General features: G+C 62.5%; 13 protein-coding genes and 1 pseudogene. 2 read left to right on the forward strand and 12 right to left on the reverse strand.

Features of this window, described 5'->3' with window-relative positions:
- Positions 1-21: 21 nt before the first annotated feature.
- From N5A92_RS04545 to N5A92_RS04575, 7 genes are read right to left on the reverse strand one after another with little or no spacing between them, the layout of a single operon-like run.
- Positions 22-441, reverse strand: coding sequence for a ribulose bisphosphate carboxylase small subunit (locus N5A92_RS04545; protein WP_260900678.1), 420 nt, complete (start codon positions 439-441; stop codon positions 22-24).
- A gap of 11 nt (positions 442-452) precedes the next feature.
- On the reverse strand, positions 453-1,913 hold the full coding sequence (locus N5A92_RS04550; protein WP_260900679.1) for a form I ribulose bisphosphate carboxylase large subunit: 1,461 nt from the start codon (positions 1,911-1,913) through the stop codon (positions 453-455).
- A 35-nt stretch (positions 1,914-1,948) separates the two neighbouring features.
- Positions 1,949-3,028, reverse strand: coding sequence for a class II fructose-bisphosphate aldolase (fba, locus tag N5A92_RS04555; RefSeq protein WP_260900680.1), 1,080 nt, complete (start codon positions 3,026-3,028; stop codon positions 1,949-1,951).
- A gap of 1 nt (position 3,029) precedes the next feature.
- Positions 3,030-3,539: a phosphoglycerate kinase gene (pgk, locus tag N5A92_RS04560; RefSeq protein WP_260900681.1), complete on the reverse strand. Its 510-nt coding sequence runs from the start codon at positions 3,537-3,539 to the stop codon at positions 3,030-3,032.
- Complete coding sequence (gene tkt / locus N5A92_RS04565; RefSeq protein WP_260900683.1) at positions 3,539-5,560, reverse strand: transketolase; 2,022 nt, start codon at positions 5,558-5,560, stop codon at positions 3,539-3,541. Before tkt ends, pgk begins: the two co-directional genes overlap by 1 nt.
- A gap of 10 nt (positions 5,561-5,570) precedes the next feature.
- Positions 5,571-6,443, reverse strand: coding sequence for a phosphoribulokinase (locus N5A92_RS04570; RefSeq protein ID WP_260900684.1), 873 nt, complete (start codon positions 6,441-6,443; stop codon positions 5,571-5,573).
- Between the two features lie 14 nt (positions 6,444-6,457).
- A complete protein-coding gene (locus N5A92_RS04575; RefSeq protein ID WP_260900685.1) occupies positions 6,458-7,507 on the reverse strand; it encodes a class 1 fructose-bisphosphatase in 1,050 nt (349 codons plus the stop codon).
- 129 nt (positions 7,508-7,636) lie between these two features.
- Between N5A92_RS04575 and N5A92_RS04580 the strand changes: the two genes are divergently transcribed.
- Positions 7,637-8,596: a LysR family transcriptional regulator gene (locus N5A92_RS04580; protein ID WP_260900686.1), complete on the forward strand. Its 960-nt coding sequence runs from the start codon at positions 7,637-7,639 to the stop codon at positions 8,594-8,596.
- A 54-nt stretch (positions 8,597-8,650) separates the two neighbouring features.
- Here N5A92_RS04580 and N5A92_RS04585 read toward each other — a convergent pair whose 3' ends face one another.
- From N5A92_RS04585 to rhaM, 5 genes and pseudogenes are all read right to left on the reverse strand, one after another.
- On the reverse strand, positions 8,651-9,097 hold the full coding sequence (locus N5A92_RS04585) for a GFA family protein (protein ID WP_260900687.1): 447 nt from the start codon (positions 9,095-9,097) through the stop codon (positions 8,651-8,653).
- A gap of 219 nt (positions 9,098-9,316) precedes the next feature.
- A pseudogene (locus tag N5A92_RS04590) lies at positions 9,317-9,499 on the reverse strand (hypothetical protein); the annotation flags it as partial.
- Positions 9,500-9,754: 255 nt separating this feature from the next.
- Positions 9,755-11,761, reverse strand: coding sequence for a DUF4139 domain-containing protein (locus N5A92_RS04595; protein ID WP_260900688.1), 2,007 nt, complete (start codon positions 11,759-11,761; stop codon positions 9,755-9,757).
- A gap of 149 nt (positions 11,762-11,910) precedes the next feature.
- Positions 11,911-12,657: an SDR family NAD(P)-dependent oxidoreductase gene (locus tag N5A92_RS04600; RefSeq protein ID WP_260900689.1), complete on the reverse strand. Its 747-nt coding sequence runs from the start codon at positions 12,655-12,657 to the stop codon at positions 11,911-11,913.
- 49 nt (positions 12,658-12,706) lie between these two features.
- Positions 12,707-13,024, reverse strand: coding sequence for an L-rhamnose mutarotase (gene rhaM / locus N5A92_RS04605; protein WP_260900691.1), 318 nt, complete (start codon positions 13,022-13,024; stop codon positions 12,707-12,709).
- Between the two features lie 190 nt (positions 13,025-13,214).
- Here rhaM and N5A92_RS04610 point away from each other — a divergent pair, with 190 nt between their 5' ends.
- Complete coding sequence (locus N5A92_RS04610; protein ID WP_260900693.1) at positions 13,215-13,535, forward strand: hypothetical protein; 321 nt, start codon at positions 13,215-13,217, stop codon at positions 13,533-13,535.
- The last annotated feature ends 105 nt before the right edge of the window (positions 13,536-13,640 follow it).

The raw sequence follows: 13,640 nt of genomic DNA on the forward strand, positions 1-13,640 counted from the left end.
AGAGGCGCCGGCCCGGGGCAGTCAGGCGTAGCGATTGCCTGCCGGCCTGTCCGCCGCGTAGGGCTTCGTCGTGTAGCGAATCGAGCGGCCGTTCACCTCCTGGCGCTCCAGTCGGTATCCTGGCTCATCGGCGGGCCGGTTGACCAGGAACGACAGTTTCACCGACTCCCAGCCATGGGTCGCGTCGAAGGCGACGAAGCGGATATAGCGGTCGCCGTAGACCTTGCGGCACTCATTGAGCTCCATCATCAGCGCCGCCGCGTCCGGATTGTCGAACATCGGATGCCCCCACATGTCCCAGTAGGTGTTGCGCGGGTGCGGGTCGTCCGTGAACTCAAGGCTGACGGCCCAGCCATTGTCGATGCAGTACTGCACCTGCGCCCTGATCTGATCGTCCGTCAGGTCCGGCAGGAAGGAAAAGGCTCCTTGGGTAATACGCATGGTCAATCTCCTTATTCGGCCGCTGTCGCGGTCGGAACGAAGTCCGGCGCGTCGGTTGATGCGTAGTTGAATGTGACGTCCTTCCAGGTATCGAGCGCCTGCTGCAGCGGCTGGCAGTGCTTCGCCGCCGCATGAAGGATATCCGGCCCTTCGTGAACGATGTCCCTGCCCTCGTTGCGGGCGAGCACCATGGCCTCGAGCGCCACGCGGTTCGCCATGGCGCCGGCGGCGATACCCATCGGATGGCCGATCGTTCCGCCGCCGAACTGCAACACGACATCCTCGCCGAGAAGGTCGAGAAGCTGGTGCATCTGCCCGGCATGGATGCCGCCGGAGGCGACAGGCATCATCTTGTTGAGGGATGCCCAGTCCTGATCGAAGAAGAGGCCGTTTTCGAGCCGCATGGGATTGAACTCCTCACGGCAGATATCGTAGTAGCCCTTCGTCGTCGCCGGATCGCCCTCCAACTTGCCGACGACAGTGCCGGCATGGATGTGGTCGACACCTGCAAGGCGCATCCATTTGGCGATGACGCGGAACGAGACGCCGTGGTTCTTCTGCCGCGTGTAGGTGGAGTGGCCGGCGCGGTGCAAGTGCAGGATCATGTCGTTCTTGCGTGCCCACTTCGCCATTGACTGGATCGCCGTGTAGCCGATGACCAGATCGATCATCACGATGCAGGAGCCCAACTCCTTGGCAAGCTCCGCGCGTTCATACATGTCCTCCATGGTCGCGGCGGTGACGTTGAGATAGGTGCCCTTCACCTCGCCGGTTTCGGCCTGCGCCTTGTTGACGGCCTCCATGCAGTAGAGGAAGCGGTCCCTCCAGTGCATGAAGGGCTGGGAGTTGATGTTCTCGTCGTCCTTGGTGAAGTCGAGACCGCCCTTCAGCGCCTCGTAGACGACGCGCCCGTAGTTGCGCCCGGAAAGCCCGAGCTTGGGTTTCACCGTGGCGCCGAGCAGCGGCCGGCCGAACTTGTCTAGCCGCTCGCGCTCCACCACGATGCCCGTCGCCGGCCCCTGGAATGTCTTCACGTAGGCGACCGGAAAGCGCATGTCCTCGAGCCTGAGCCCCTTGAGCGGCTTGAAGCCGAAGACATTGCCGATGATCGAAGCCGTCAGATTGGCGATGGACCCAGGCTCGAAAAGGTCGAGATCGTAGGCGATGTACGCGAAGTACTGGCCTTCCGCGTTGGGAACCGGATCGACGCGATAGGCCTTCGCTCGGTACTTCTCGCAGGCCGTCAGACGGTCGGTCCACACCACCGTCCAGGTGGCCGTCGAGCTTTCGCCGGCCACGGCTGCCGCCGCCTCGATCGGATCTACGCCATCCTGCGGCGTGATACGGAAGAGCGCGATGACATCTGTGTCCTTCGGCTCGTAGTCGGGCTCCCAATAGCCCATCTTGCGGTATTGCATGACGCCGGCCTTGTAGCGGTCCTTGCCGGTCACTGTTTCCGATTGCTGTGTCATGACGAGCTCCTTTCGTCCTTCCGTTTGAACCGCTCTCACGCGGCCCTGGCTGTGCGAATGTGAGGATCGAGCGACCCCGCGGCGTAGCGCTTGGCCATTTCGTCGACGGCGATAACCCTGATCTTCCCGGCCTGACCCGCCGTGCCGAAGCGCTCGCAACGGTCGCGGCAGAGCGCGGTGAGCGCTTCCATGGCAGGTTTGAGGAACTTGCGCGGGTCGAACTCTGCGGGGTTCTGTGCGGCGATGCGGCGGAACTGTCCGGTCATCGCCATGCGGCAGTCCGTGTCGATATTGACCTTGCGCACCCCATGGCGGATGCCGCGCTCGATCTCCTCGGCCGGTACACCCCACGTCTGCGGCATCTCCCCGCCGAACTCGTTTATGATGTCCTGCAGGTCCTGCGGCACCGAAGACGATCCGTGCATGACGAGATGCGTGTTCGGCAGCTTGGTATGAATCTCCTCGATCACGCGCATCGCCAGGATGTCGCCGTCCGGCTTGCGCGTGAACTTGTAGGCGCCGTGCGATGTGCCGCAAGCGATCGCCAGGGCATCGACCCCGGTCCTCGTGACGAAATCGACCGCCTGATCCGGATCGGTGAGCATCTGATCGTGGGAGAGCTTGCCGGCCGCGCCATGGCCATCCTCGGCCTCCGCTTCACCGGTTTCCAGCGAACCGAGGACGCCGAGCTCGCCTTCCACCGAAACGCCAGCCCAATGCGCGATCCGAGCGACACGCGCGGTGATGTCGACATTGTATTCGTAGCTCGCCGGCGTCTTGGCATCGGCTTCCAGCGAACCGTCCATCATCACCGAGGTAAAGCCATGGCGGATGGCGGTTACGCAGGTGGCTTCGCTGTTGCCATGATCCAGATGCAGGCAGACGGGGAGCTCGGGATACATCTCGACCAAGGCATCGATCATTCGTGCCAGCATGACGTCGCCGGCATAGGAGCGCGCTCCCCGCGAAGCCTGCAGGATGACGGGAGCCTCGCACGCCTTCGCCGCCTCCATAATCGCCAGGCCCTGTTCCATGTTGTTGATGTTGAAGGCCGGGACGCCGTAGCCATGTTCGGCAGCGTGGTCGAGCAACTGTCGCAAGGTAATACGGGCCATCTCAGACCTCCTTCTGTGGCTGACGGGAAACGGGCACACCAGCTAGGCCGGGCATGAGCGACGGCAGCACTGAGACTGATGCCGACACGTCGTCGAGCATGTCTTCGGTTGCGTCGAGATAGATGTCGCCGAGCACGGACAGGCGTATCGCAAAGGTTCGGTCGCCGCTCGTTTCACCCTTGTGGAACGCTAGGTTTTCAAGCAGCACCAGATCGCCGAAGGGCGCCATGCCGACACCGATCTCGGCGACCGCTCCAACGCAATCGGGGACGAAGTGGACCGACTTGCCCGTCGCCTGAGCAAGCGGCGAGACGAAACGCTTAAGGCTCAGCGTCGGGTTGAACTCGCCGCCCGGCGCGCCGATGGCGGACATCACCACGACACGGGCGTTGCAGTCCGCCAGACCGCTGAGCAGTCCGGCCAGTCCGTCCTTGTTCGAGCAGTCGAGGACAGCGCGAACAAGGACGGTTAGGCCTGCAATGTCGGCGGGAGCGGGCTGAGCATGCTTCATCACGCACCCTCTTCCAGCAGCGCGAGCGCCGCATCGGTCACGGCATCCGGTGTGATGCCGAAATATCTGTAGAGTTCGGCAGCAGGCGCACTGGCCCCGAAACCGTTCATGCCGACAAAGCGGCCGTTTTCGCCAATCCAGCGGTCCCAGCCCATGCGTGCCGCCGCCTCGACGGCGATGCGCGGACCTGACCCTAAAACGGTGTCCCGGTAAGCGTCGTCCTGTTCCTCAAAAAGTTCCCAGCACGGCATGGAGACGAGTGCCGCACGAACGCTGTGGCGCTCGAGGAGCATGTCGGCGGCATCCCTGGCGATCTCCACCTCCGAACCAGTGGCGATCAACGTAACGTCGCGCGGACCATTCGTCTCGCGCAGCACATATGCACCGCGCGCCGAGTGGTTCTCCTCACCGTGCGCCTCGCGCACCATCGGCAACGCCTGGCGCGAAAGTGCGAGCACGCTCGGCCGGTCGGTTGCCTTCAAGGCCAGCTCCCAGCATTCGGCCGTTTCGATGATATCGGCAGGGCGGAAGACGTTGATATTGGGCGTCGCCCGCAACATGGCGAGATGCTCGACCGGCTGATGCGTCGGCCCATCCTCGCCAAGGCCAATGGAATCATGCGTCATCACATAGATGACACGCTGTCCCATGAGCGCGGAAAGCCGCATAGCGCCGCGTGCGTAGTCCGAGAAGACCAGAAACGTGCCGCCATAAGGAACCGCTCCACCATGCAGCGCGATGCCGTTCATCGCCGCCGCCATGCCGTGCTCGCGTATGCCGAAATGAATGTAGCGGCCACTGTAGTCACCAGCCGAGACCGGTCTCAAGGTCTTGGTGATCGTCAGATTGGAGTGGGTAAGATCGGCCGAGCCGCCGACGGTAATGTCCGTCGCAGCATTGATGACTTCCAGCGCCATCTCGGATGCCTTGCGCGTGGCGACCTTCGTCGCCTGCTCGCCATGCGTCATCCGGAAATCCGCCAGTGCCTCGAAAACCGTTTCTGGCAGCGAGCCGGCCATCGCCTCTTCAAAGGCGGCACGGCGGGGATAGGCCTCAAGCCGCGCCTGCCACTCACGCCGGGCTCGCGCGCCCCGCGCCGCCACTTCCTCCCAACTGGACTTCACCGTCTGAGGGACGGTGAAGGGTGGAAATACCCAGCCGATATTGGCACGCGTGGCGGCGATCTCATCCTCTCCGAGCGGAGCGCCATGCGTCTTTTCGGAACCTTCGAGATTGGGCGCACCCTTGCCAATCTTGGTTCTGCAGGCAATGAAAGAGGGCCTTTTCGACTGCTGGGCCCGCAGGATGGCGGCGGCAACCATTTCGAGGTCGTGGCCATCGATGCTGCACGTCTCCCAGCCGGCCGCCTCGAAACGCTCGAGCTGATCCATCGAGGTTGACAGCGACGTCGGCCCGTCGATCGAGATCGCGTTGTCGTCCCACAGCACGATCAGGCGCGATAGCTTCAGATGGCCGGCAAGGTCCACCGCCTCATGGCTGATGCCTTCCTGCAGGCAGCCGTCGCCAGCGATAACATAGGTGAAATGATCGACCAGTTCGGCGCCGAAACGGGCGGCCATCATGCGCTCGGCGAGCGCCATGCCCACCGCCGTCGCGATGCCCTGCCCTAAGGGCCCGGTCGTCGTTTCGATGCCGGACGCATGTCCGTATTCAGGGTGCCCCGCCGTCCGGCTGCCCAACCGCCGGAACCGCTTCAATTCTTCAATCGGCATGTCTTCGTAGCCAAGGAGATGATGCAGCGCATATTGCAGCATCGAGCCGTGCCCGGCTGACAGCACGAAGCGGTCGCGGTCCGGCCAGTTCGGCATCGACGGATCGAGCTTGATGAAGCGGTTGAACAGAACGGTCGCCGCGTCGGCCATGCCCATCGGCATGCCGGGGTGGCCCGACTTGGCCTTCTGGACGGCGTCCATAGCCAGCGCACGGATGGCATTCGCCATTTGCCGTTCAGACGCAACGTCCTCACGCGTCATTGGTCTCACAGACTCTTGAATATTCATGGCATCCTCCTCATGACATGCGGCGCTTGCGCTCGATCAGCTGAAGGATCAGCGGCGTGAGAATGAGTTGCATCGCGAGATCGAGCTTGTTGCCCGGCACGACGATGGAATTCGCCCGCGACATGAAGGAGTTGTGGATCATCGATAAGAGGTACGGAAAATCGATGCCGCGCGGGTTGGCAAAGCGGATGACGAGCATCGATTCATCCGAGGTCGGGATCCACCGGGCGATAAACGGGTTCGACGTGTCGACGATCGGCACGCGCTGAAAGTTGATGTTGGTCTGCGAGAATTGCGGGATGATGTAGCGGACATAGTCCGGCATCCTGCGCAGGATGACGTCCATGATGGCTTCGGTCGTATAGCCACGGGTGGAACGGTCACGATGGATCTTCTGGATCCATTCAAGATTGATGACGGGGACCACGCCGATTTTCAGGTCCGCATGCTGCGCGAGGTTCACCTTTTCGGTGACGGCGCAACCATGCAGCCCCTCGTAAAAGAGGAGATCACTTTCGGGAAACGTCTCCCATTCGGTGAAAGTGCCGGGAGAGGCGCCGTACTGTTCGGCCTCCTCCTCGTCGTGCACATAGTGCCGAGTCCGCCCGGTGCCCTTGCGGCCATACTCTTCGAAGACAGATTCCAGTATTTCCAGTTCGTTTGCCTCGGCATGGAAATGCGTGAAGTTCGGGTTCCCCTTTTCCTTCTCCTCGGCGACCTTGATCTTCATCGCTGCACGATCGTAGCGGTGAAAGGCATCGCCCTCGATGAAGGCCGCCCGGACCTTTTCCCGGCGGAAGATCTGCTCAAAGATGCGTTTGACGGACGTCGTGCCCGCCCCTGAAGAACCGGTGATGGAAATGATCGGGTGTCTGGCGGACATGAAGTGTCTCCGTCCTAAACGCGAAACAGGCTGCGATGACCGAAGAGCGGCGCACGCTCGCCGATCATGCTCGGCTCGGTGTGATAGCGACCGATTTGCTCGACCTCCTTTGCCGCACCGAAGACCAGCGGCACGCGTTGATGCAGGTCGATGGGGGTGAGATCGAGGATGCGGCCGACGGTGTCGGTCGCCGCGCCGCCTGCCTGCTCAATGAGCATCGCGATGGGGTTGGCCTCGTAGACCAGGCGCAACCGGCCACGGGCATAGCCTCTGCGCGCATCGGCGGGGTAGAGGAACACGCCGCCGCGGATCAGTATGCGGTAGGCCTCGGCCACCAGCGAGGCGATCCAGCGCATGTTGAATTCCTTGCCGCGCGGCCCTTCCGAGCCCTTCAGGCAATCGTCGATGTAGAGGCGAACTGCTTCGTCCCAATGCCGGTAATTCGAGGCATTGATGGCGAACTCCTGCGTCTTTTGGGGAATGCTCCGGCTCTCGTGAGCCTGAACGAAGGTTCCGAGCCGTGTGGAGTACACGAAGACGTGGGTGCCGCTGCCACGGGTAAAAACGAAGGCAAGTTGCGGTCCGTAAATGAAGAAGCCTGCCGCAAGTTGCGCGCTCCCCGGTTGAAGAAACGTAACCTCCGGCGTTCGGGCGGCGTCGCCGACGACCGGCAGAATCGAGAAAATGGTGCCGATCGAGACATTGGTGTCGATGTTGGACGAGCCGTCCAGCGGATCGATGGCAAGGGCGAGCGCGGCTCCGCCGTCAAGGAGAACAGGGCTGTGGCTCTCTTCCGACCCGTAAAGGGCCACCGGTGCATGGCGCACGGCCTCCAGGAACACCTCGTTGGTATGAACGTCGAGATTGCGCTGGTAGTCACCGTCGGCGTTGCTTCTGCCGTTCAGTCCCGCGAACGAAACGCCGAGGGTTCCGTAGTTGATTGTGGAATGGATTGTTCTCGCCGCAAGCGCCAATTGCCGGACGGTTTCACGAACCGCTGTGTGCAGGTCGTCTCTTTCACCTACGTGGGATGCCAGAAATGCCTCGAGCGTCGGAGCAGTCATCGTTTCCTCCCGCCGGCAAGCCGGCCTTCCCTCCTGGAAGCCCAGGCGGCAGGGGTATAGTGACCGCCTGGGCGATTTAGTAAATTTTATTGTATTTACATACTTGCTAAGAATTTTTAATGTCTACCCATGCTCAACGTCACTTTAAGACAGCTCCGCGCGCTTCAGGCGATCTACTCGTCGGGGAAAATATCCAGCGCTGCCAAGGAATTAGGGCTGACGGCGCCGGCTGTCACACTGCAGCTCAAGCAGATGGAGGAAGAGGCCGGAACGGTGCTCTTCGACCGGACTGCCGATGGCATGCGTCCGACTGACGCAGGACTGGCCTTCATCGATGCGGCACAGGCCATTAGCGAGCGGCTGCGCCTTCTCCAGGACGAGGTCGACGCGATAAAGGGTATTCGGAAGGGAACCCTCAGGCTCGGCGTCGTATCGACGGCGAAATACTTCGCGCCCCAGTTGATGGCCGGCTTCATGAAGGAATTTCCCGATATCGAGATGACTTTGGCGACGGGCAACCGGCAGGAGACCATTGCCAACCTGAAGAACCACGCGGTCGATATCGCGCTCATGGGCCGCCCGCCGAAGGATGTGCCGGTCCGCGCCATGGTCTTCGGCGACCACCCTCTCGTCATCGTCGCGCGGCCGGACCATCCGCTGGCTGGTCTCCGCGACATTTCCAAGAAACGGATTGCCCAGGAGCATTTCCTCATCCGCGAACGCGGGTCGGGGACGCGTGTATCGTTGGAGATCTTTCTAGGCGAGATACCAGGCCGTCTCGACAATCTTGGCACGGAGATGGGCTCGAACGAGACCATAAAGCAGGCCGTGATGGCGGGTCTGGGCATTGCTTTCATTTCCGCACATACGGTCGCTTCCGAACTGGAAACCGGGCGGCTTGTCATCCTGGACGTCGTTGGTATGCCGATCAGGCGGCAGTGGTTCTCGATCAGCCGCTCGGATCGAGTGAAGTCTCCCGCCATGTCCGTCTTCGAGAGTTTTCTTCTCGATAAGGGCGCGATGTACCTGCCCCTCTTGAGCACGCTTTACCCCGATGCCGCTTATGAGAAAGACGGCACAACCCGGTAGACCTCGCGGCCTGCCGGGCTGCGTCGTACGCGCCTGGAGGAGAAGCAGCAGATGTCATTCTGCCTGGACAGGCTCTCCACTGGCCGCCCAGCCCGGATGCCGCGGCAGCCCGTCCTCGGGGATTGTCAGCATGGGATGCTTGGAGTTGACGAAGACCCAACGGTCCGGCTCCGCTCCAACCTCCGCATCGCGATCCAGCGTCGGGACGTGGATAAGGAGGTGATCTGGGAAGGCGTCCACATAAAGAAACATGTGGCAGCCGCAATCTTTGCAGAAACGGCGGTGACAGGTTGGTTTCGTGTCGTAATTGCGGACTTTCTCCTCGCCTGCCGTTATCCTGAACGCGCTGCGTTCCACCACCGCGATCAAGGCAAGCGCACCTCCGCAAGTATCGGTACAGTCGGTACAAAGGCAGTAGTGAACTTCGGCGGGCGTGGCATTGTATTCATAACGCACCGGATTGACATCACACCGGCAGCCACCTTTCGCTAGAATAGCCATGTTTCCTCCCTACACTCGATAGCGTGAACGATTTTCAGAGCCAAAGAGCGGCCTCCCCCCGCATTGGCAAATCTTTCTCGCCCGGGCGTGAATTTGAATCCGAGCAATTTGATTTATGCCAATACACAGCCCTCATCACGACAGCGCCGTGAATCTAGAAGCTTTTTCTCTTATTAAATCTGATCGATGTTAGGAGAATGCTATTCTCCCTGATTTTCTTCAGCAATAGTACTTAGGTGCCTCGCTAGGCATGAAGGCCGCGGCTTTCGTGAGCCGCATCTGGCTGTCTTCTCCAGTCCATTGCATCAGGGGCGCGGGCTGCTCGAGGTCGAAGTAGGGCCGGCCTATGAGAGCGTTGACGATGACCGCGCTGCGCCAGGCCATCAGGCTCAGTTGCGGCTCGGGTCAAGCCCGAGGATGACGAATAGCTGACAAGTGGCGGCAAGACGCCAACGTTGGTGATTAGCGCAGCCATCTCCCCCTTCGTCATCCTCGGGCTTGACCCGAGGAGCCATGCCGTGACTCGTCCACATTCCGGAATGGGTCCCGGACAACCGCAGCTCACGCTCCGGCTTCCGGGATGACGCGCGCGTTTGAGGGGGACGCTCGGCCTCCTCTGCTAGGAGGGGCATGCGAAGGCGCTGGTGTCTTCGCCCCCTACAGATTGCGGATGAAATCCGCCACTTCCGCCTCAAGCTCCCTCGCCCTGGCTTCCGCTTCACGCCGGCGGTCCGTCAGATCGGCGATCTGGTTCTCCTCCTCTTCGAGCATGGAGACGTAGCGCTGGCCGAGGGTGCTGTCGGCGGGGACGGCGGCGAGGTTGTCGCGGATGCGGGCCTGGCTGTCGGCAGCGCGTTTGAGGTCGCGCTGGATGTCGTCCACCTCGCGCGCGGCCTGGGCAGCCTGTTGTCTCAGTTCGGCGAGATCGGCGAGTTTCGATGCCGTGTCCGGGTCGGCGGCGGCGCCCGACCAGCCGAACAGCGCATCGGCATCGGCATCGAGGAGGGCAAAGATTTCCGTGTCGCTTCGCTCGGCGGTGGCGACGACCTCGGCCTTGCCTCCGGCGGCGATTTCCACTCGCAGCCGGTGATGGGTCGGGGTGGCGCTTTCCAGGGCCTCGGAGGAGAAGCGCCAGCCGTTGCGGCGGGGGTGCTCGATGATCAAGGTGCGTGGCGCGTCGGCAGCGCCCTTAACGGAATAGGTGGTGACCAGGCGGGAAAGGCGGGTGGCGCGCACGGTTCCGTCGACGAGAGAGATCCGGCTGACGGTCTCTTGCGGCCGCGACTGGGTGGTTACTTCCACCTTGCGGTCGGCGGCGAAGCTCGCCATACGGCTTTCGCCGGCGGGCAGGCCGGTGAGCTGAGCGTCGCCGATATAGCCGTCCCGGTCGTCATAGACGGTCAGGAGGCCGGGCGGCAGGCTAGCGGCGGTGGCATTTTCCAGAAACAGGGCAGCGACGGGATGGCTTTCTTCTCGCTCGGGCTGGAAGACAGAAACCCGCTCGGCCGGCACCTCTTCGTCGACGAAAGGCACGGAGAGGGTCTGACCGGCGGGAAGATCGACGAGAGAAGGCAGGCGATAAGTTGCCGTCGTTTCGCCTTCCTGCGCCACGGCGCGGCCTCTTGGGGCGGATGCTGGCATCTGGGGCGCCATGGCGGCTTCGGGCGCGGCCAATGCGTGCTGCCGCATGTCGAAGCCTGCGGCCCCGTCTTCTTCGGCCATGGGTATGGCCTTGGCGGTGTCCGGCCGCGGCGGCGTGGCGCTTCCCGCCGCGACAGGAACCTCCGGCCTCTGGTGCCAATAGCGCTGGTGCAGGCGCTGAGCGAGCGTGACCGGGGCGCCAGAAGAGAGGGTGAGTGCGACGTCCTGCCAGTCCTCGCCGGTGGCGTTCTCCACCACCGCCCAGGCCTGCAGGCGGGCGGTGCCGTCCCCGCCGGTCACCAAACGGTAGGCGGTCTTCCACACGGGCGCGGGCACGACATAGGAGAGGCCGACGGCGCGATCGCCCTCGCCCGACAACTCGATCGCGATCGAACGGATGTCGTCGGTGCGGCCGCGGCCGCTGACGCTTGCAGCCTCGCGCACCTTCTCGCGCATCGCCTCGTCGAGGATGTCGAGCACGGAGTCGGTGCCCAGGTTCAGGACTTCGATGTCGCCGGAATCGGTCATGACGGACAGGATGCGCTCGGTGCGGAACGAGTCGCCCTCCCCGGCCTGCCGGGTGCCGACGCCGAGAACGACGCCTTCAACCGTGCGACCGCCCGAGGATGCGCGGACGTGAACGCCTTGCAGGGACGCCGCAAGATCGGGAAGCGACCCCATCTCCTCCGGCGTGAAGGGCAGGCGCCGGAACGTCTCCTCGACCGGCGACAGGCCATCCAGCGTCACCGCGCCGATGGTACCGGCCGGATCGCGGACAACGAGGCTTTTCAGGATGTCGTCGACCTGCTCGAGGGGGACGTCTATGCGCAAGGTGTCCGAGCCGTCGACGGGCGCGCTGCGGTGGATTTCAGCCAGGCCGCCGGAGGAGAGTGTGATGGCCTCGATCCGGCTGGCGGATGCCTCGGCTGCCATTAGGGGCGGGGTGAGCGCCAGTAAAATGGCGGTGGCGCCCACCATGAGCGGCCGTGCCGCCGGCGTAAATGGGCTTTCCAGCTTTCTCATCGTCTCCTCCTTGGCTGATGCCGGGTTTATTTAGTTGACTTGCATCGATTAGGCACTCTCCCCCCGCGAATGCCGTCTGCCTGTTCCCACAGATGATATTGGTGGGGATTTTTTGAGACAGGCGGCGAGACAGAGGAGGGGTGAAAGCGTCAGTAGGTGGTGCGGCCGCCGGAGAGGTCGAAAACGGAGGCGGTGGTGAAGCTGTTTTCCTTGGAGACCAGCCAGGCGACCATGGCGGCGGCCTCGTCCACTTCCAGAAAGCGGCCGCGCGGAATACGCACCAGCATGTATTTGATGAATTCCTTGGTGAGCGTGTCGAGGATGCGGGTGTTGGCGGTGGCCGGTGTGATGGCGTTGACGGCGATGTCGTGTTTCGCAAGTTCCTTGCCGAGCGACTTGGTGAGGCCGATGACGCCGGCCTTGGCGGCCGAGTAGGCGGAAAGATTGGGATTGCCTTCCTTGCCGGCGACGGAGGAGATGTTGACGATGCGCCCGTAGTTGCGCGCCTTCATGGAGGGGATCACCACCTTGTTGACGTAGAAGGTGCCGTTCAGGTTGATCTCGACCACGCGGCGCCATTCATCCGGGTCGTAGTCCTCCAGCGGTGCGTTGCCGCCGGCGATGCCTGCGGAATTGACCAGGATGGAGACCGGGCCGGCCTCTCTCTCCACCTCGGCGTGGACACGCTCCAGGGCCGGAAGGTCTGTGATGTCGACCCTCTTACTTGATGCTGAGGGACCCAGTGCCTTCGTCGCCTCTTCGAGCAGATCGGCGTTCAGGTCCCATAAGCTCACGCGGGCGCCGGAATCGATCAGCCTTTTGGCGATGGCGAAGCCGATCCCTTGCGCGCCGCCCGTTACCACGGCCACCTGGCCTTCGAGGTCTATTCTGTTCATGTCTTTTCCGTTCGATGGGTACTGAATTCAGGCGAAGTGAGGTCGCTTCCTATTCCAGATGAAACATTTTCCGGAGGGGCACCTGAACCGGCTCGTTGTCGGGCAGGGTCTCCATGATGTCGGCCATGTGGTCCCACCAGCGGCGCACGATCTCGTTCGTGGGCAGGGTGTCCATGGTGTGACCGTCGGTGCGCGTCAGGATGGCGAAGAGGTGGTGGGTCTCTTCATCGAGCCAGATGGAATAGTCCGAGACGCCGGCCTCGCGCAGGAGGGCGGCCAGCTCCGGCCAGATCTCGTCATGGCGGCGTTTGTATTCAGCGGCCTGGCCGGGGTTCAGGTTCATGCGAAAGGCGAATTTCTCGGGCATCCGCTTCCTCCCTGTTGCAGATATCGATGAGCGGCGCGGCACCGGACAGGCCGAGACCCTGGAGCCTTTCATGCCACCGGTTTGCCAGCTTGGCAAACGCGTTGGCCTTCGTGCGCGTGCCCGTCGGGATGACGCATCGACGCTGTGCACTGTGGCCTTGTGGGCATAGTGCATCCATCAGGAAGGCGTTATGGTGCGCGGCGATGGCGGAGAGCCACTGTGTGGGGCAGAAGAACGTCATACCGCCAGAGAAGGACCGGAAATGAACCAAAACTACGATGCATATGCCGTTGCCATCATCATTGCTTTCGGCGCGCTCATCATCGGCGGGCTAATGGCCGCGGCGATGGCCTACGGGCAGCGCGACGCCTTCTTCTTCGCGCTCGGCGCGGCCGCGGCGGCATGGATATCGGGTTATGCGGTGTTTCTGGACCGGCCGCGCACCTTCATGACGCTGGTGGGGCTGTCGGTGGTGATGGCGATTGCTTCGACGCTGGTGTTGGCCTTCTGACAAACCGCGTAAGATCGGATCATCGTTTCGCGGAATCGATGACCCGATCCGACCCTTTGCTTTGTAGCAATTCCGAACGGAAAGCCGGTTCCCACTTTTCTGGAA

This window comes from Chelativorans salis (genome assembly GCF_025336525.1).
GTDB lineage: Bacteria > Pseudomonadota > Alphaproteobacteria > Rhizobiales > Rhizobiaceae > Chelativorans > Chelativorans salis.